Genomic DNA, 18,377 nt, shown 5'->3' on the forward strand with positions numbered 1-18,377 from the left:
AAAAAATAACAATTGAGTGTTTTGACCTTTTCCGAATCTTTTAAACTTGTGAAAGCGATTGCACAAATATATTCTTTATTATAATGATTGTTTCTAATTTTACAATAACTATTTTTTACAATTACTGAAGTAATTTTTTTATAAAGCGTAAATTACTTATAAAAAATTACACAGGGATTGAATTGATTAAATTGTTTTGTTAATCTGAATCGAAGTTTTAAAATACAAATACTCATAAGGTGGTGCTCTCATGGAACGATCGGCTATTTTTCACCGACCAGGGAATAATTATTCTTTTATCATCGAAAAGGACACGCTTTGCATCAGAATACGGACTAAAAAAGCTGACATCCAAAAAATCGAACTTATTTATGGCGATCCATATGTTTGGGAAAACGATAAATGGATTTTTCAACGTGCTGATATTTCCAAAAGTGCAACTGATGCATTATTCGATTACTGGGAAGTAAAAATAAGTCCTCCCCACCGAAGAATTCGATACGGATTTGAACTTTATTCGAATGATGAACGTGTTCTTTTTACGGAAAAAGGATTTTATGAAGATATCATTTATGATTCTGGCTATTATTTTTGTTTTCCTTACCTCCATGCCTCGGAGCAATTTAACCCACCAGAATGGGTAAAGGATACGGTATGGTATCAAATATTCCCAGATCGATTCTTCAATGGAGACAAATTAAACGATCCTAAAGATGTTCAGCCATGGGGAAAAGTTGAACCATCTGCAAACAATTTCTTTGGCGGTGATTTGAAAGGAATCGAGCAAAAGCTTGATTACTTGGTAACGCTCGGTATCAATGGCATCTATCTTACACCGATCTTTACTGCACCAACCAACCATAAATATGACACAATCGATTATTTTTCGATTGATCCTCAATTTGGTACGAAAGAAGATTTAAAGAGTTTAGTAGAATCATGCCATGCTCGTGGTATAAAAGTGATGTTGGACGCTGTATTTAATCATTGTGGTTTCTACTTCCCTCCCTTCCAAGACGTGTTGGAAAAAGGAAGTGAATCGGAATTCGTTGACTGGTTTTATCCGCACAGCCTACCTTTGCAGAAAGGTGAGCGTCCAAATTACGAGGCATTTGCATTTGTCCCCCAAATGCCAAAACTGAATACTCAAAACCCACATGTAAAAAAATACTTACTTGATGTTGCGGCTTACTGGATAAAAGAATTTGATATTGATGGCTGGCGCTTAGATGTTGCTAACGAAGTAGATCACCAATTCTGGAGAGAATTCCGCTATGTCGTCCGTAATGAAAAACCTGATATCTATATTTTAGGCGAAGTATGGCACGATTCCATGCCATGGCTCTACGGTGATCAATTTGATGCTGTTATGAACTATCCTTTTACTACTAATGTATTACAATTGTTTGCCAGTCAGAAGATGTCTGCTATGGATTTCATGGACTCCATGACTTCTGTGGTGCAAAGCTATCCAAATAACGTGATGGACGTCACTTTTAACTTAGTTGGCAGCCACGATACGTCTAGAATCCTCACAGAGTGTCAGGACGATGTAAGACGTGTCAAACTGATTTATTTATTAATGTATACTTCCATCGGCTCACCATGTATGTATTACGGAGACGAACTTGGTATGACTGGTGGGCAAGATCCTGGCTGTAGAGCTTGCATGGAATGGGAAGAAGGAAAACAGAATACGGACCTTCTCGCCCATGTGACAAAATGTATTTCGTTACGTAAACAACATCCATTGCTCGCGAATGATGGTCAGTTCCAGTTCATGAACTGGATTGACACGAATCTTGTCGTCTATAGAAAATATGTGGACGACCGCAATATATTCGTTTTAATCAACCCAACAAATACAACGCAGAGCTATCAAGTTCCATTTGAGATAAAAAATAACTCATTGAAAAATCTTTGGACAGATGAAGAAATAGTGTGCGAACCATTCCCGCAGATTCAGCTAGAGCCATATGATTTTAAAATTGTGGAATTCCATACTGTCTAAAAAAGATAAATAAAAAAACACCCTTTTCAACTACGAAACATATGATATGGTTTCGTCTTCAGAAAAAGGGTGTTTTTATTTTTATTTAGATTCCACAATCAACGTTACTGGTCCGTCATTCGTCAAGGATACATCCATCATTGCGCCAAAGACGCCAGTTTCGACATGAAGATTCAAATTACGAAGTTCTTCGTTAAACAACTCCCAGAGTGGTTTTGCAATATCTGGTTTGGCCGCTTCACTGAAACTCGGACGTCTGCCTTTTCGCGTATCCCCGTATAACGTAAATTGGGAAACGGATAAAATTGAGCCACCCGCATCGAAGATGGAAAGATTCATTTTGCCACTCTCATCTTCAAATAAACGAAGATTTGCCACTTTTTCAGCGACGTAGCGCACATCTTCTTCGGTATCATTATGGGTAATGCCCACGAGCAAAACTAAACCTTTATCGATCTGCCCGGTGACTTCCCCATTTACTTCAACTTTTGCTTTTAAACTTCGCTGTAGTACGACTTTCAAAACTGAACCCTCAATTCGTCATGCGTTGCACGGAATGAATATCCGGAATTTGTTTAATCCGTTCAACGATTTTGTGTAAATGCGCAATATTTGTAATCATAATCGTCATATTAATCGTCGCTATTTTATCGCGGTCAGCTTTACCACTGACTGCTGAAATATTGGTTTTGGTCTCATTCACCACTTGCATCACTTCGTTCAATAAACCAGGTCGATCGAAAGCAGAAATTTCGATATCAACTTGGTATTCTTTACGAGTTGATGTCAGCGGCTGACCCCACTCCACGTCAATCAAGCGTTCATTGCCAGTTGCATCCTGCACATTCGGACAATCGTCTCGATGAACTGATACTCCGCGACCTTTAGTAATGAATCCAACGATTTCGTCACCAGGTACAGGGCTGCAACAACGTGATAAACGAATCAATAAGTTGTCGATTCCTTTAACAATAACACCCGATTCGGTCGCTTTACGGATGGTCGGTGTGTGCATTTCTTTCGTGATTTTCTCTAAAGCTTCTTCCTGATCACGAATTTTGCGCATTTTTTCTGCCAGACGGTTCACGACCTGTTGCGCCGTTATGCCATTAAACCCAACCGCTGCATACATATCTTCTTCACTCGTGAAATTGAACTTTTCACATACTCGTTTAATATTTTCATTCGTTAACACTTCTTTAATATCAAACTCTTGCGCTTTTATTTCTTTTTCGATCATTTCATGACCTTTGTGGACATTATCATCACGAACTTGCTTTTTGAAGAATTGTTTAATTTTATTTTTGGCTTGTGATGATTGGGCTATTTTCAACCAATCTCTACTTGGACCAAATGATTGTTTAGAAGTTAAAATTTCAACAATATCTCCTGTTTGAAGCTTCGTATCAAGCGGTACCATTTTACCGTTAACTTTTGCTCCAATAGTCTTGTTGCCGATTTCGGAATGAACGCGGAAAGCAAAATCGATTGGAACCGATCCAGCCGGTAATTCCATTACATCCCCTTTTGGAGAAAATACATAAACCATATCCGAGAATAGGTCGAATTTAAGTGATTCCATAAATTCTTCCGCATTCGAAGATTCATTTTGGTACTCCAAAATCTCTCTGAACCAAGTCAGCTTCGAATCAACCGATTTATTCGTAGACTCCACGGTTTTGCCTTCTTTATAAGCCCAGTGAGCAGCAACCCCGAATTCAGCGATACGATGCATTTCTTCCGTGCGAATCTGCACTTCCAAAGGATCGCCTTGAGGACCAATCACCGTTGTATGGAGTGATTGATATAAGTTCTGCTTAGGCATAGCAATATAATCCTTGAAACGTCCAGGCATCGGCTTCCAAAGCGTATGGATAATACCGAGAACAGCGTAACAGTCTTTAATACTTTCGACTGTTATTCGTACGGCAAGCAAATCATAGATTTCGTTAAATTGCTTATTTTGCAGGACCATTTTTTTATAGATACTGTATATATGTTTTGGTCGACCATACAAATCAGCTTCGATTTCAACATCTTCAAGCTCGCTTTTGATATCAACCATTACATTGTTCAAATAATCTTCACGCTCATTGCGTTTTCGTTTCATCAAATTTACGATGCGGTAGTATTGCTGGGGATTTAAGTAGCGCAACGAAATGTCTTCAAGTTCCCATTTGATTGTGGAAATCCCAAGTCGATGTGCCAGGGGAGCGAAAATTTCCAGCGTTTCACTTGCTTTAAGCCTTTGCTTTTCCACTGGTTGGAATTTCAATGTGCGCATATTGTGCAGTCGATCCGCCAATTTAATTAAAATGACACGAATGTCCTGCGCCATTGCCACGAACATTTTACGGTGATTTTCCGCTTGCTGTTCTTCTTTAGACATAAATTTAATTTTACTTAACTTCGTGACACCTTCCACCAGCATCGCCACTTCTTCACTAAATTCGCGAACGATGTCATCTCTATGGATGTCAGTATCTTCTACGACATCATGTAAAAAACCTGCAGCAACTGTTGCAGGATCCATTTGTAGTTGTGCCAGTATCCCCGCTACCTGAATCGGGTGGATAATATAAGGCTCTCCTGATTTTCTGAACTGTTCCCGGTGAGCATACTCCGCCATTTCATACGACTTTTGGACAAATTTCACGTTTTTGTCGTTCATGTACGTAGCGACAATTGCGAACACTTCTTCAGCTGTAAATATTTGGTCTTTCGCCATGTCGAATCACCAGACTCCATTCACTTTCGAATATATGTAAAGACTATTGTATATTAGAAAAACACATCTTGCACCCTAAATGCTACAAGATGTTGTCTTTTATTATATGGTCATTCAAAAAATCAACACACTTTTTTTAAAAAGAAAAGCTCACAGTGCCATTCTAGGGTCGACACTGGTGCAGAAAGTATGAAAAGTGAAGCTTCTTCTCTCTGACCCACAAGCTAGAGTTTGAAAATGCATGTAATAACTAAAACTTTTTTATCGTATAAAAAAAAGATGAACTTGGCAAGTTCATCTTTTTTCAACCTTAATATTGCATCAAAGTGCAAATATCGTAGCCTTTTAATTTTTCGCGTCCATCAAGGTAAGTCAACTCGATTAAGAATGCACAACCTGCAACTACTCCACCCATCTCTTCGATGAGTTTGATTGTTGCTTCCACAGTTCCACCAGTTGCAAGCAAGTCGTCACAGATCATAACTCGTTGACCTGGCTTGATAGCATCTTTATGCATCGTTAAGACGTTTGTTCCGTACTCAAGGTCATATTCTGCGCGAATCACTTCACGAGGTAATTTCCCTTCTTTACGCACAGGAGCAAACCCTTTTCCCATTGCATAAGCGACTGGGCACCCGATAATGAATCCACGTGCTTCAGGACCAACAATCATATCTATGTTCTTTTCTTTCGCGTATTCTACGATTTGATCTGTTGCATATTTGTAAGCTTCACCATTATCCATAATTGTTGAGATATCTTTAAAACGGATACCTGGTTTCGGCCAATCTTCAACGATTGTTACATATTGCTTTAAATCCATACTTGCTCCTCCTCAGGAACGGTCTGCTCGACTAAGCGGGCATCAAACCATTGTCTTAATTCCATATATGGCGCGTATAAAAGCTTTTGTTCCAGCTGCATTTGTTGCTCGCGCATTTTATATACCGTCGACTCCGCAAGATCGCGTTTCGTTGCTGTCTCCTGCAGGTCAATTCGTCCATTGTTTATTTTAACAAAACCAAGGTCAAAAAACACCTCTGTCATGAAAAATAATGTACTTTCGCTCCAACCTTTGTGTTTGGCAAGCTCTTTTGCATGCTGTTGCAAATCAAATGATGGCCGTTTTGCCAAAAATCCATAATACCATTTAAAGTGGTCGCGACTAGGCATCCCTTCGAAATACGTTGATTCTGGCGCATAAAAATGAGCATAAATCCGTTTCGGTTGAACATGTGTCAAAACTGTTTCCAACAGTTGTTCCTGTTGCGGAATATCAAGCAGAACAATATAGGATTTTGGATTTGGTAGTGATTGACCTTCGGATATCAATGTAATGTCAACATTCAATAACGATTGAAAATGCTGTACTGTCGATTGATGGAATGCCAGGTAAAGTGCAGTGTCAGGCTGAATCATCTGATTCCAGCGGTTGACTTGTCGAATCCCCCGAATATCATACAGTTGCCACTCATCCGTTTTCGCATCCTCAATCATAAACTGCGGTTTCTTTCGACCGTTCCACTCGTTGATTTGCAAATCACCAATAAACGACACAGCGACACCAGGTGTCATTTCATCAGCCAAATGTCCTTTACTGAAACCAACAGCATCCAGCGTCAATGGGCCATCCGCAAGTTCCATTTTTACGTGATTTTGATTGGCGCCTATCTTTCTCATCGAAGCGATATTGACGTTTTCAATGCAATACATCGGCTTTGGAAAATCCATGCCGAATGGTCCAAGTTGTTTCAACGACTCAATGGTCGTCAAATCAATTTCTTCTAGATTGATGGAAATATCGATTTGCTGAATCGGTTGTAAGTCTTCTTCTGTTAATGCCTCATTGGCTTGTTGTTGTAATCTACTGCGTAAATCTCCGACCTTCTCTAATGGCAAAGTCATTCCTGCAGCCATAGGATGTCCACCAAAATGAGGCAAAATATCACGATTTTTAGCAAGTTCATTGTATAAGTGGAACCCTTCAATACTGCGCGCGGATCCTTTTGCAATTCCTTTCTCAGGATCCATTCCAAGAACGATGGTTGGACGATAATACTTTTCCACCAAACGGGACGCCACGATTCCAACGACTCCAGGATTCCAGCCTTCTTTTGCCACGACAATCACCAGTGGGTCTTTGCCTAATTCGCCTGATTCAACCATAGCGATCGCTTCTTCTGTCATCTGGCTGACAATGCCTTGACGTTCTTTATTGTGCGTATCCAATACTTTAGCAAGCGATGCCGCTTCAATTGCATCGTCCGTTAAGAACATCTCGACACCTGGACCTGCATCCGCAAGTCGACCAAGTGCATTAATGCGTGGACCGAATAAGAAGCCAATCGTCTCTTCGTTGATTTGATCTTGTTCGGTGCCTGCAATTTGGCATAGAGCCTTTATTGCAGGTCTTTTAGATATGCGCATCTGTTTGATGCCAGCCTGCACAAAATAACGGTTTTCATCGTGCAAAGAGACAAGATCGGCTACGGTGCCAATCGCAACGAGTTCCAACAATTCTTTCGGTGCTTCACCGAGTAACGCATGCGCAACTTTGAACGCAACACCAACTCCAGCCAGTTCACCGAAAGGATAGCTTCCTTGAGGATGTCTTGGATGGATAATAGCATCTGCAGGTGGCAGTATTTCACCAGCTTCATGGTGATCTGTAACGATAACATCCATTCCGAGATCCTTCGCCATTTGAATTTCATTAAGCCCTGATATTCCATTATCCACTGTAATGATAAGACTTACACCATCTTCGAATGCTTCTTTAAATAGTCGTTCACTTGGACCATAGCCGTCCACGAATCGATTCGGAATAGCAAATGTGACATGGGCATTCAGTTGTTGAAGAGCAGACATCATCACTGTAGTACTCGTCACACCATCTGCATCGTAATCACCGTACACTAAAATCATTTCCTCATCGGCTATTGCTTTTTTGATGCGAGCCACTGCTTTATCCATGTCATGCATTAAAAATGGGTCGTGCATTGATGAATCGTCCATATTTAAAAACGCTTTTGTTTTATTAATATCAGAAAATCCGCGAGACGCTAGAAGTTTCGCAGATACGGTTGGTAAATTTAATGCTTCTTTTAAATGTTGAACGGTTTGTTCGTCCGGTCTCTCCAGACGCCATCTTTTTTTAGATTCAATCATTTTTAGTCACTTCCTCATATCTACCATTATAACGTATATAGGCTTTTATGTAATTCTTCGAGTCTATTATCATTTGAAAATGTAGTATTTGGTTTGTTAGCTAGACGCCTACAAAAAATGCTTGTCCAACTAAATCTGCGTAGTGTCCAACAGAGTTTTCTAATATTTTTGGAAATCAACATTTTCTTGCATAAATGCAGTTATATTTATTTATTTTTAAAGCCATAAAAAAAGCACTCACTAGGAGTGCGTCATTTTTCTTAACTTGTTGAACGGACATCAGCATTTGTATCGTTTTTAATATCTTTCCTGTTTAATGGTGTATCGACAACTGTTTCTCCATTCAACTTATCTTGAGTGGCCAAATGTGCGTCCTGGTAACGGCCAGGTTCATTTTTGTTCAAAGCAGAGATTTCATTTTGTTGTGCTGCAATTAGCGATTCTTTTGCCGTGTTATCTTTTTCAAGTTGTCTGACTCTACGTTGCAACACGAACGATCGGAAAATGGCAACGGATCCGCTTACTAAAGCTCCGAGTAAGGCTGACCCTAAAATTACTAAAATAAGAGGCAATGTTGCTGTCCCGAACACGTAATTGACAGGAACTTCATCCACATTCACTACGGCAAAAATGGCAACAATCACTGCGAAAATAAGTGCGAATAATAAAGACCATTGAAATTTCATTAGTTTCCCCCCTTAATTGTTAAAACGTGGTTGTTCCATAATACTCAAAAAAAGGAACAGAGTATAGTTTATCTATACCCTGTTCCTCATTATTTATAAACTATTACACGACAGGCTCATCAGAACCCCATTTTTTCGCACTTTCTTCTGCTTCAATATCAATTGCCCCACGTTTGTTCAGTTCACGTTTTTTCAATACGAACCAAAGTTGTGCTGCGATAAAGATTGAAGAATACGTTCCGGCAATTAAACCAATCAATAAAGCGATAGAGAAGTTTTGGATTGACGGTGCACCGAAAATCAACAATGCTACAACCACAATGACAACTGTCAACACAGTATTCACTGAGCGGCCAAGTGTCTGGCGAAGCGACTTATTCACAATAAGTGCAAGCTCTTCTTCTGAATCGATTTTTTTCGAGCGTCTCATGTTTTCACGGATACGGTCGAACGTAACGATCGTATCGTTAATCGAGTAACCGACAATCGTCAAGACAGCTGCGATAAACGTAATATCCACTTCAAGGCGCAATATACTGAACAACGCCACCATGAAGAAAGCATCATGTAAAAGTGAAACAATCGCAGCGACACCCATTTTCCATTCAAAACGGAAAGCTGTGTAAATAATGATCCCTATAGCCGCAAGAATTAAAGCATAAAATGCATTCTTCGCTAATTCTTTTCCGACAGTTGGAGAAACCGTGCTGATGTTTGGTTCAGCACCATATTCATCACTGATTGTCGATTTTAATTTATTGATTTCTGTTTGAGAAAATTCTTCTTTATAACGAATAACACCAATATTCTTTTTGTCACCTGAAATGACAATGTCCTCTGAAGGATGGTCAATCGACTCTAAATATGTTGCCACTTCTTCTTTTGTCAATGCATTTTCAGATAAGACTTCTACACGCGTCCCACTTGAGAAATCGATTCCCAGATTCAAGCGGAAAATGCCAAGCAGAATCATCCCGATTACAAGGAACGCAATTGAAGCTGTAAAGAATTTCTTACGCGAAGCAACAAAATCGAAACGATCGAATTTAGTTGGTAAATCCAATGTATCAAATTTCTCTTCAGCTGCATGAATCGACGATTTGTTGACACCGAACAACCATGTCTTGCCGTCAAACATCCCACTGTTCACAAGTAACCCTAATAGTAAACGGGAACCCCAGACCGCAGTAAGGAAGCTTCCAAGAATACTGATGATTAACATCAATGCGAAACCTTTAACTGAGCTTGTCCCAAAATAGAATAGCACTGCTGCAGCGATTAAAGATGTAATATTGGCATCAAGAATTGCCGAGAATGAGGAGCTAGCTCCTTTTTTGAATGCAGACTTGATTGAATCACCTACGCGAAGCTCTTCTTTAATTCGTTCGTAGGTAATGATATTCGCATCCACTGCCATCCCAACACCTAACACGATTGCCGCAATACCAGGAAGCGTCAATACGCCGTTAATCAATTCGAATACTAGAAGAATCAAATAGATATAAACGGATAATGTAACCATTGCTACCAATCCAGGCAAGCGGTAATAACCCAGCATGAATAAGAAAATAACAGCTATCCCGATAATACCTGCAAATACAGTCATGTTCAGTGCTTGTTCACCGAACTGAGCACCGACTGATGTAGAATATTCTTCTTCCAATTTAACCGGTAATGCCCCTGCATTTAAAACGCCGGCTAAACTTTTTGTTTCTTCAACTGTAAATGAACCACTGATTTGAACATTATTAGAGTTAATTCTTTCATCCACCTTAGGGCTTGAAACAAATTTAGGTTTCTCTTTCGTCATTTCAGCAGCGAAAGAATCCACACCTTCTTCAAAGTCCAACCAGATTACCAATAAATTTGAACCATATGGTTTCTGAGAAATTTCTTGAGTCACATCTGCAAATTTAGATGGATCTTTCAGTTCAAGCGTAACCATCGGACGACTCTTGTCATCAAATGTCGCTTTTGCTCCACCTTCTTTTAAATCAGAACCGTCTAACATTAAATTGTCTTCAACATCGCGGAATGACAGATTCGCTTGTGTTGATAGCAATTCACGCGCGGATTCTTGATCTTCCACACCGGCAAGTTGCACACGAATACGATTGTCGCCTTCAACCTGGATGACTGGCTCACTAACGCCCAGTACATTAATACGGTTTAAAAGAGCTTCTGCTGTATCAGCAAGGACATCTTCTGTTATTTTCTTTCCACCTGGTAATGGTTGAACTTCGTAAAGAACTTCAAAACCACCTTGTAAATCTAAACCTAGTTTAATATCTTTGACAACCGATTGAGCGGTTGTGCTGATGGAAGCCGCAAATACTACGATGAGTAATAAAAATGCGATAATTCGGCCTCTGGTTTTCATATGTAAACTTCCTCCTCAACTAGTCAAATGGCAATCTAAAATTACCATTCTCGAAAAAAAGCGCAACATGGTTATTATGAAACACGTCACGCTACGTGTCAAATGTCCTTAAGATTCTGACGATTTTGCAAAAACAATTTCTGTCTTGGATGCTTTGCTATTCGGTTTCAATAGCTCTTGAAGATCGTCCTTATTGATATCAGAGAACCAATTCGACGTTCTGAAGTCTTCAATTTGAGTGTGTGTCATGTATTGTGCTGGCGAAGTTTCTAAAATATCATTTACCATTTCAGAGACTCGCATTTCCAGAATGTCACGTTTCCGCCATTTCTTATTGATGCAATAGTGCCATACGTCCACATCCGTGACAGAGTCGTAATTATACAAGCGAAATTCGAAAACTTTACTTTCCAATGCTGGTCGCACAAGTTCAAATAATTCTTCATACTTAACACTCATCGAAACACTTCCCTCTTCTTCGGTTTTAAGCATCGTTATTTTCGCATACGAATATTGTATACGAATTTCTTTGACTTGAGAAGGAAGTGGCAGAATTGTCGACATTTTTACGTGGAACGATGGTATTAATGGGCGCTGTTTTTTTATCCAAATTGTTTGGCTTTGTTTTTCGCATTCAATTCGTGCGTATCGCTGGTGAAGAAGCGGTCGGTATTTACTCAGCAGCCTACCCCGCTTTCATTTTCTTCTTATCCTTAATCCAGCTTGGATTGCCAATTGCCGTCGCCAAAATAACAGCAGAACTGTATGCAGGGAAAAAACATGCAGAAATTCAAGCACTCATGCGCAAAGTGTGGAAACTGACTTGGCTGTCAATCATCTTTTTTGGACCACTGTTATATTTCACCATTCCATTTGTTGCAACAAATTTACTGGAAAATGAAGCGATTGCCCAGACGCTCATTATCGGGTTGATTACGATTCCAATCTCCGCTTATGCAGGAGTATTAAAAGGCTACTTCCAAGGTCTTGCCAAAGTGGAGGAAACTGCCTGGTCGTCATTGATTGAGCAATTTTTCCGCATTGGACTGGTCACGTGGTTACTGCCATACGTGGTCAATCAATCAAGTCCTGCTGCAACTGCAGCGGCAGCCATGACCATGGCGCTGATTGCGGAACTCGTCGCGTTCCTTTATTTATGGTGGAAGTACAAGCGAGTGAAAACAATAAAAGAAAAAGAAGTCGATTATCCTACTTCACCTATCTTGCAGGTGGCATTGCCTTCTGCAGGCAGTCGATTGTTCGGCTCGTTTACATGGTTCCTAGAGCCGATTGTCTTTATTAAGGCACTTTCTGTCGCAGGAATCGGGGCAGTTGCAGCGACCAATTTATACGGTCTAATCTCTGCCGTTTTTATTCCCTTGTTGTTATTCCCGGCGTTTATCCCTTACGCCCTGTCGATTGTATTGGTTCCAGCTGTCAGTGACGCGAGAGCCCGCTCCAATAAGGTCATGCTTCAGGAACGTGTGTCGCTGGCTATGCGCGTGTCGGCCATTACGGGTTGTTTTGCCGCAACAATTTTTTATTTGCACGGTGAACATATTGTTCGGGTGCTATTCAACGTAACAGAAGGAAAAGGTTACATGGCTTTACTTGCCCCTGTATTCTTTTTCTATTACATCCAGAGTCCTCTCCATGCGATTCTGCAAGCCATGCATGAGGCTAAAGCCGCAATGATGAATTCCATCTACGGTGGACTCGGTAAATTATTCGTAATGTTTGTTTTAGCATCCCAACCGGGAGTGGAAGAAAAAGGTGCGATTTTAGCGATTGGTTTCGGTGTATGTTTAACATCCTTTTTACATATGGCTACTCTCAGACAAAAAAAAGAAGCCGGTCTTGGCTTCACATTTTTTGCACTTCCCTATTTACTGTTTATTGTCGTCACGATTCTTCGTCCAGTCATCTGGCCTTTAGGTGAAATGCCTTGGGTGGCAGATAGTTTGGTTACAGGTGCATTGTTATTCTTCGGCCTGCTCGTATTTGGACAGCTGCGTTTCTCGGATGTCCGTCTACTTCGTAAGCTGATTAAGAAGACTTAAAACGTTCTCGCATTTGAACATATAATTTCTCCCGTTCATAGCTGCAGTAGAATACGGTTCTGGGATCGTAAATATGGATTTTCTTCAGTTCATCAAGTAGCCACTCTTTATCCTGTTGGATTAAATCAAGATGGGATTCCTGTACATCCCCATCGACAATAAGCGGCAATACTGGATGATCTCCATCGTTCTTGAACACGGATAGATTTCCTGATGGCTCCAGAAATGCATACGACACATCCTGGATGGAGCCAATTTGCTGCTCTCGAAGTTGCTGAAACAAGTCATCTAAATTGTAACGTTGCTTGCGCATTTCGGATTCAATGATTTCCCCGTTACGGATAATGACGGATGGATCACCATCAATCAAATCACGGATTTTCTTGCTTTTCAAGGACCAATAGGATGTCCCAAGCTGAATCAATAATAAAAGAATCATGGGGAGAATGGATTCAAACAACTGACGTTGTGGATTATCAATCGCAAATGAGGCAACTTCTGCAATCATGACGAAAATGACTAAGTCCATCAAGCTCAGTTCCCCGACTTCTCGCTTGCCCATGATTCTGAATATAAACAGTATTAATAGGTAGAGAAAAATGGTTCTCCATGCTACAACAAATAGTTCACTCATACGCATCCCCTTTTTCTATTAAGTATGAGAGAAAAAACAACACACTATACAAAAAACCTGTTTTCCCTTAAAAGGAAAACAGGTTTTGATTTTATTATAGTGCTGGAGAAGCGTCCAATACGCGAGCAACTGCTGCACGCTCGAATTGAAGGCGAGTGCCGTCTGCAACTGTAACGAATACAGTTGAGTCATCCACTGCGTCTACCAACGCGTGAAGGCCACCTACTGTTACAATACGATCCCCACGTTTTAAACTAGATTGCATAGAAGCTGTTGTTTTTTGACGTTTTTGTGCTGGACGGATAATGAAAAACCACATCACAACGAACATCAAAATAATAGGCATTAAGCCAATTAATGTTTCCATTCTTAAATTTCCCCCTTTCTCTATATAAGCGCATGTCCAAAAAGAAAATACATACTTTTCAAACAACCTTTACATCTAGTATACAAGAATCAGAAATTTTTTGCATTCGGTTTATTGTATCCGTACTGTTCGAAGAATTCTTCACGGAAATCTCCTAGACGATCTTCACGGATGGCCTGACGAACTTGTTTCATCAAATTCATCAAGAAATGCAAATTGTGATACGAAGTTAAACGAATGCCGAATGTTTCTTCCGCTTTGATTAAATGGCGGATATAGGCACGTGAGTAGTTTTTACATACGTAGCAATCACAGTTTTCATCGATTGGTCCGAAGTCACGGGCATATTTAGCACTTTTAGCAACTAAACGGCCGTTACTTGTCATCAATGTACCATTACGTGCAATTCGTGTTGGTAATACACAATCAAACATATCGACGCCTCGGATGGCTCCGTCGATTAGAGAATCAGGAGACCCTACGCCCATTAAGTAACGCGGTTTATTGGAAGGCATAAATGGTGTTGTGAATTCAAGCACACGATTCATGATGTCTTTTGGCTCTCCTACAGACAATCCACCAATTGCGTAACCTGGGAAATCCATTGAAACAAGGTCTGCGGCACTTTGGCGACGTAGATCTTCAAATTCCCCACCTTGGATAATCCCAAATAATCCTTGGTCTTCAGGACGCGCGTGTGCACTCAGGCAACGTTCAGCCCATCGTGACGTACGTTCCACACTTGATTTCATGTATTCACGTGTCGCAGGGAAAGGTGGGCACTCATCGAATGCCATCATAATATCCGAACCCAAAGCATTTTGAATTTCCATCGCTTTTTCAGGACTCAAGAAAAGCTTATCGCCGTTCATATGGTTACGGAAATGAACGCCCTCTTCTTCTATTTTACGGAACTCGCTTAAACTGAACACTTGGAAACCACCAGAATCTGTTAAGATGGCACGATCCCAGTTCATGAATTTATGCAATCCGCCTGCTTCTTTGATGATTTCGTGGCCTGGACGCAACCATAAATGGTACGTGTTGCTCAAAATAATGCCGGCTTCCATCGTTTTTAACTCTTCCGGTGACATTGTTTTAACTGTCGCTTGCGTACCTACTGGCATAAATGTCGGTGTTTCAAATGAGCCGTGTGGTGTATGCACAATACCTAAACGTGCTCCTGTTTGTTTACAAGTTTTTATTAGTTCGTATCGAATCGCTGTCATGCACGAACTCCTTTCTGTTTAGCGGAGGGGCGAATAAACATCGCATCTCCAAAACTGAAAAATCGGTATTTCTGGTTCACTGCCTGCTCATACGCATGCAGAATTTTATCACGGGATGTCAGTGCACTGACCAACATTACGAGTGTTGATTTCGGTAAATGGAAATTCGTAATCAAGCCATCTACGCACTTGAATTCGTAACCTGGGTAAATGAAAATTGATGTCCAACCGCTATCTTCCTGCAATTTGCCATCAAATTTATTCGCTACCGTTTCAAGTGTACGTGTGGATGTTGTTCCTACAGAAATGATGCGCCCGCCAGACTCTTTCACACGATTGATTGTATCAGCCGTTTCCTGAGAGAGTCGGTAAAATTCCGAATGCATTTCATGGTCATCGATCGAATCAACACTGACAGGTCTGAAAGTTCCAAGACCAACATGAAGCGTAATGAACACAACTTCCACGCCTTTTGCCCGGATTTCATCCAGTAAGTCATCTGTGAAATGAAGACCTGCTGTTGGTGCTGCTGCCGAACCACGTTCTTTTGCGAAAACGGTTTGGTAACGGTCTTTGTCATCCAGTTTTTCACGAATGTATGGAGGCAATGGCATATCACCGAGTTGATCCAGGATTTCATAGAAGATGCCATCATACGTGAACTTGAACAGTCTTCCCCCATGATTGGCTTCCCCAACACATTCCGCACGCAATAAACCTTCACCAAAAGATACGACCGTGCCGATTTTAACGCGTTTTGCAGGTTTCACAAGGGCTTCCCATACATCTTCTTCCGTCTGTTTTAACAACAGAAGCTCGATGTTTGCACCGGTTTCTTCCTTGACGCCCATCAGACGGGCAGGTAGCACACGCGTGTCATTCAGGACAAGACAATCTCCTGCCTGAAATTCATCGACGATATGCTTGAAAGTATGATGTGTTACTTCCCCGGTGTCTTTATCCAAAACTAAAAGCTTGCTCGAAGTTCGGTCGGCAAGCGGTGTTTGTGCAATTAATTCTTCTGGTAAATGAAAATCAAAATCTTCTACTTGCATAATTATACTTCCTTTAATCTTTATTCCTCAAAATAAGGGAGGTTAAAATGGTCATACGCGAGTTTCGTAACGACACGCCCACGAGGTGTACGCTGTAAGAAGCCGATTTGCAATAAGTACGGTTCATACACGTCTTCAATAGTCGTCGATTCTTCTCCGATGCTCGCAGCGATAGTGTCGAGTCCAACTGGTCCGCCACGGAATCGATCAATCATCCCCAAAATCAATTTATGGTCAATGTGATCCAACCCCAATGCGTCCACTTGCAACAATTCGAGTGCTTCCTGAGCGGTTTCAAGCGAAATCGTCCCATTTCCTCTGACTTGTGCAAAGTCGCGTACCCGCTTCAGCAGGCGGTTAGCAATTCGTGGGGTCCCACGTGAACGGCTGGCAATCTCACCGGCAGATGGATGGTCAATTTCCGCATCAAATAATGTCGCACTGCGGGAAACGATTTCAGTCAATGCCTGATTATCATAGTAATCCAGTCTCAACAGTACGCCGAATCGGTCCCTCAACGGGGCTGATAATGCACCGGCTCTTGTCGTGGCACCGATTAACGTAAATGGCGGCAAATCGAGTCTGACAGAACGGGCGGATGGCCCTTTTCCTACAACGATATCCAGACAAAAATCTTCCATCGCCGGATATAAAACTTCTTCAATGGAACGGTTCAGACGATGGATTTCATCAATGAACAGCACATCTCCCGGTTCAAGCGAGCTCACAATTGCCGCAAGGTCACCTGGTCTTTCAATTGCCGGTCCGCTCGTCATGCGAATGTTAACGTTCATTTCATTCGCAATGACGGCAGCCAATGTGGTTTTACCCAGTCCTGGAGGTCCATACAGAAGGACATGATCCAAGCTCTCTTCACGCATTTTGGCTGCTTTTACAAAAATGTCTAAATTGTTCTTCACTTTATCTTGTCCAATGTACTGAGACAAATACTGCGGACGCAACGATTGTTCAAAACGTTCATCAAACTCTGAGACGCCGCTCGAAATCACCCGTTCTTGCATGAAGTAGACCTCCTTTCATCAGCTGAGTTTTAACAACAACTGCAATGCTTTTTTCATATAGCCTTCCGTATCCAATACTTCTGGCAATGCCTCCAATTGCGGACGAACTTTTGTTAATTCGCGTTCTGAATAGCCAAGTGCCGCAAGGGCTAAAAATGCTTCTTCAATTTCGTGTTTTCCTGACGTTTCCGGGAATAACTGAAGTTCATCTTCTGCGCTTGGCATATCGAAATCGATAGATAAATCACCAAGCTTTCCTTTTAAGTCAAGAATCATTTGACGTGCCGTCTTTTTTCCGACACCTGGAAATTTCACTAAAAACGACTCATCTTCACGTTCAATCGCCTGAACGACCTCTGACGGTTGTCCACTTGCCAGAATAGCCAATGCGCCTTTTGGACCGATGCCTGATACTTGAATAAGCTTGCGAAAAAGTTCACGTTGATCAAGCGACACGAATCCAAATAGCAATTGTGCATCTTCACGAACATGTAAGTGTGTAAAAATTTGTTGCGGCTCTGATGAAACACGGAAAGCATAAGGATTAGGCGTGAAAATCTGCCACCCTATTGACTGTTGTTCGAGAGTCATATATTCCGGTGTAACACGGGTAACTAAACCTTTTATGTAATCGTACATTTAAAGTCTCTCCTCACATTCAACGTACTGATTATAGCATATAAAACGGATGTTCGCAGGAAGAAAACGGGGAATCGTAAACGGTATACGCCATGAACGGATGGATGAAAATGTTTCAATCTAAGTGTGGATGGGAAAAGAAGTTCAACATCTTAAAATACTACATTTGGAGGCGTCAACAATGGAAAAAAATAATAATACATTCACACATCAAAACAACCAACAAAACAATCAAAACGAACAAGGTGAAATAAACGAACTGAAAAGTAAAACACTGCAATATAACCAATTGCACAGTAACCAAGATGAAGATAAAAAAACTGAAGAAATCCAAGAAGAACAAGGCGCAGAATACGAAAAAGAATAAAACAAAAACAGCACTCGTGATAACGATCATC

At 40.9% G+C, this 18,377-nt stretch carries 16 protein-coding genes; 3 read left to right on the top strand and 13 right to left on the bottom strand.

The genetic code is table 11. From position 1 onward, the window contains the following. The first annotated feature begins 250 nt into the window (after nt 1-250). A complete protein-coding gene (locus M9R32_RS02870) occupies nt 251-2,011 on the top strand; it encodes a glycoside hydrolase family 13 protein (RefSeq protein WP_269925242.1) in 1,761 nt (586 codons plus the stop codon). A gap of 81 nt (nt 2,012-2,092) precedes the next feature. Here the strand turns inward: M9R32_RS02870 and dtd are convergent, their stop codons facing one another. The 7 genes from dtd to M9R32_RS02905 all read right to left on the bottom strand — a co-directional run bounded on the left by dtd (nt 2,093) and on the right by M9R32_RS02905 (nt 11,432). Continuing rightward, nucleotides 2,093-2,533: a D-aminoacyl-tRNA deacylase gene (gene dtd / locus M9R32_RS02875; protein WP_269925243.1), complete on the bottom strand. Its 441-nt coding sequence runs from the start codon at nt 2,531-2,533 to the stop codon at nt 2,093-2,095. A gap of 10 nt (nt 2,534-2,543) precedes the next feature. Continuing rightward, on the bottom strand, nt 2,544-4,739 hold the full coding sequence (locus tag M9R32_RS02880) for a RelA/SpoT family protein (RefSeq protein WP_269925244.1): 2,196 nt from the start codon (nt 4,737-4,739) through the stop codon (nt 2,544-2,546). 310 nt (nt 4,740-5,049) lie between these two features. Beyond that, a complete protein-coding gene (locus tag M9R32_RS02885) occupies nt 5,050-5,562 on the bottom strand; it encodes an adenine phosphoribosyltransferase (protein ID WP_269925245.1) in 513 nt (170 codons plus the stop codon). Then, nucleotides 5,553-7,907, bottom strand: a complete 2,355-nt coding sequence (gene recJ / locus M9R32_RS02890) for a single-stranded-DNA-specific exonuclease RecJ (protein WP_269925246.1) — start codon at nt 7,905-7,907, stop codon at nt 5,553-5,555. Before recJ ends, M9R32_RS02885 begins: the two co-directional genes overlap by 10 nt. A gap of 260 nt (nt 7,908-8,167) precedes the next feature. Beyond that, nucleotides 8,168-8,593 carry a LapA family protein gene (locus tag M9R32_RS02895; protein WP_269925247.1) on the bottom strand — a complete coding sequence of 142 codons (426 nt, stop codon included), beginning with the start codon at nt 8,591-8,593 and terminating at the stop codon, nt 8,168-8,170. A gap of 103 nt (nt 8,594-8,696) precedes the next feature. Next, nucleotides 8,697-10,973: a protein translocase subunit SecDF gene (gene secDF, locus M9R32_RS02900; RefSeq protein WP_269925248.1), complete on the bottom strand. Its 2,277-nt coding sequence runs from the start codon at nt 10,971-10,973 to the stop codon at nt 8,697-8,699. A 108-nt stretch (nt 10,974-11,081) separates the two neighbouring features. Continuing rightward, entirely contained in the window at nt 11,082-11,432 is a 351-nt protein-coding gene (locus tag M9R32_RS02905) for a post-transcriptional regulator (RefSeq protein WP_269925249.1), read from the bottom strand. Nucleotides 11,433-11,527: 95 nt separating this feature from the next. On the opposite strand from M9R32_RS02905, the gene M9R32_RS02910 reads away from it, so the two are divergent. Then, complete coding sequence (locus tag M9R32_RS02910) at nt 11,528-13,033, top strand: putative polysaccharide biosynthesis protein (protein WP_269925250.1); 1,506 nt, start codon at nt 11,528-11,530, stop codon at nt 13,031-13,033. Here M9R32_RS02910 and M9R32_RS02915 read toward each other — a convergent pair. The 6 genes from M9R32_RS02915 to ruvA form a co-directional block, all read right to left on the bottom strand. Then, nucleotides 13,020-13,667, bottom strand: a complete 648-nt coding sequence (locus M9R32_RS02915) for a DUF421 domain-containing protein (RefSeq protein ID WP_269925251.1) — start codon at nt 13,665-13,667, stop codon at nt 13,020-13,022. The genes M9R32_RS02910 and M9R32_RS02915 overlap by 14 nt on opposite strands. Nucleotides 13,668-13,761: 94 nt before the next feature. Beyond that, nucleotides 13,762-14,034, bottom strand: a complete 273-nt coding sequence (yajC, locus tag M9R32_RS02920; protein WP_269925252.1) for a preprotein translocase subunit YajC — start codon at nt 14,032-14,034, stop codon at nt 13,762-13,764. An 89-nt stretch (nt 14,035-14,123) separates the two neighbouring features. After that, nucleotides 14,124-15,263 carry a tRNA guanosine(34) transglycosylase Tgt gene (gene tgt, locus M9R32_RS02925; RefSeq protein ID WP_269925253.1) on the bottom strand — a complete coding sequence of 380 codons (1,140 nt, stop codon included), beginning with the start codon at nt 15,261-15,263 and terminating at the stop codon, nt 14,124-14,126. Beyond that, entirely contained in the window at nt 15,260-16,318 is a 1,059-nt protein-coding gene (queA, locus tag M9R32_RS02930; protein ID WP_269925254.1) for a tRNA preQ1(34) S-adenosylmethionine ribosyltransferase-isomerase QueA, read from the bottom strand. The genes tgt and queA overlap by 4 nt, the downstream gene beginning before the upstream one ends. 20 nt (nt 16,319-16,338) lie before the next feature. After that, nucleotides 16,339-17,340, bottom strand: a complete 1,002-nt coding sequence (ruvB, locus tag M9R32_RS02935; RefSeq protein WP_269925255.1) for a Holliday junction branch migration DNA helicase RuvB — start codon at nt 17,338-17,340, stop codon at nt 16,339-16,341. A gap of 18 nt (nt 17,341-17,358) precedes the next feature. After that, nucleotides 17,359-17,979, bottom strand: a complete 621-nt coding sequence (gene ruvA, locus M9R32_RS02940; protein WP_269925256.1) for a Holliday junction branch migration protein RuvA — start codon at nt 17,977-17,979, stop codon at nt 17,359-17,361. A 181-nt stretch (nt 17,980-18,160) separates the two neighbouring features. Between ruvA and M9R32_RS02945 the strand changes: the two genes are divergently transcribed. Beyond that, nucleotides 18,161-18,346, top strand: coding sequence for a hypothetical protein (locus tag M9R32_RS02945; protein ID WP_269925257.1), 186 nt, complete (start codon nt 18,161-18,163; stop codon nt 18,344-18,346). The last annotated feature ends 31 nt before the right edge of the window (nt 18,347-18,377 follow it).

The organism is Paenisporosarcina quisquiliarum, from assembly GCF_027563315.1.
GTDB lineage: Bacteria > Bacillota > Bacilli > Bacillales_A > Planococcaceae > Paenisporosarcina > Paenisporosarcina quisquiliarum.

What these genes read in the sequence shown, in the direction of transcription:
- M9R32_RS02915 (WP_269925251.1), bottom strand. Translation starts at nt 13,667, where the DNA reads ATGAGTGAACTATTTGTTGTAGCATGGAGAACCATTTTTCTCTACCTA.
- ruvB (WP_269925255.1), bottom strand. Translation starts at nt 17,340, where the DNA reads ATGCAAGAACGGGTGATTTCGAGCGGCGTCTCAGAGTTTGATGAACGT.
- M9R32_RS02870 (WP_269925242.1), top strand. Translation starts at nt 251, where the DNA reads ATGGAACGATCGGCTATTTTTCACCGACCAGGGAATAATTATTCTTTT.
- ruvA (WP_269925256.1), bottom strand. Translation starts at nt 17,979, where the DNA reads ATGTACGATTACATAAAAGGTTTAGTTACCCGTGTTACACCGGAATAT.
- M9R32_RS02895 (WP_269925247.1), bottom strand. Translation starts at nt 8,593, where the DNA reads ATGAAATTTCAATGGTCTTTATTATTCGCACTTATTTTCGCAGTGATT.
- tgt (WP_269925253.1), bottom strand. Translation starts at nt 15,263, where the DNA reads ATGACAGCGATTCGATACGAACTAATAAAAACTTGTAAACAAACAGGA.
- queA (WP_269925254.1), bottom strand. Translation starts at nt 16,318, where the DNA reads ATGCAAGTAGAAGATTTTGATTTTCATTTACCAGAAGAATTAATTGCA.
- M9R32_RS02945 (WP_269925257.1), top strand. Translation starts at nt 18,161, where the DNA reads ATGGAAAAAAATAATAATACATTCACACATCAAAACAACCAACAAAAC.
- M9R32_RS02880 (WP_269925244.1), bottom strand. Translation starts at nt 4,739, where the DNA reads ATGGCGAAAGACCAAATATTTACAGCTGAAGAAGTGTTCGCAATTGTC.
- M9R32_RS02905 (WP_269925249.1), bottom strand. Translation starts at nt 11,432, where the DNA reads ATGAGTGTTAAGTATGAAGAATTATTTGAACTTGTGCGACCAGCATTG.
- recJ (WP_269925246.1), bottom strand. Translation starts at nt 7,907, where the DNA reads ATGATTGAATCTAAAAAAAGATGGCGTCTGGAGAGACCGGACGAACAA.
- secDF (WP_269925248.1), bottom strand. Translation starts at nt 10,973, where the DNA reads ATGAAAACCAGAGGCCGAATTATCGCATTTTTATTACTCATCGTAGTA.
- yajC (WP_269925252.1), bottom strand. Translation starts at nt 14,034, where the DNA reads ATGGAAACATTAATTGGCTTAATGCCTATTATTTTGATGTTCGTTGTG.
- M9R32_RS02885 (WP_269925245.1), bottom strand. Translation starts at nt 5,562, where the DNA reads ATGGATTTAAAGCAATATGTAACAATCGTTGAAGATTGGCCGAAACCA.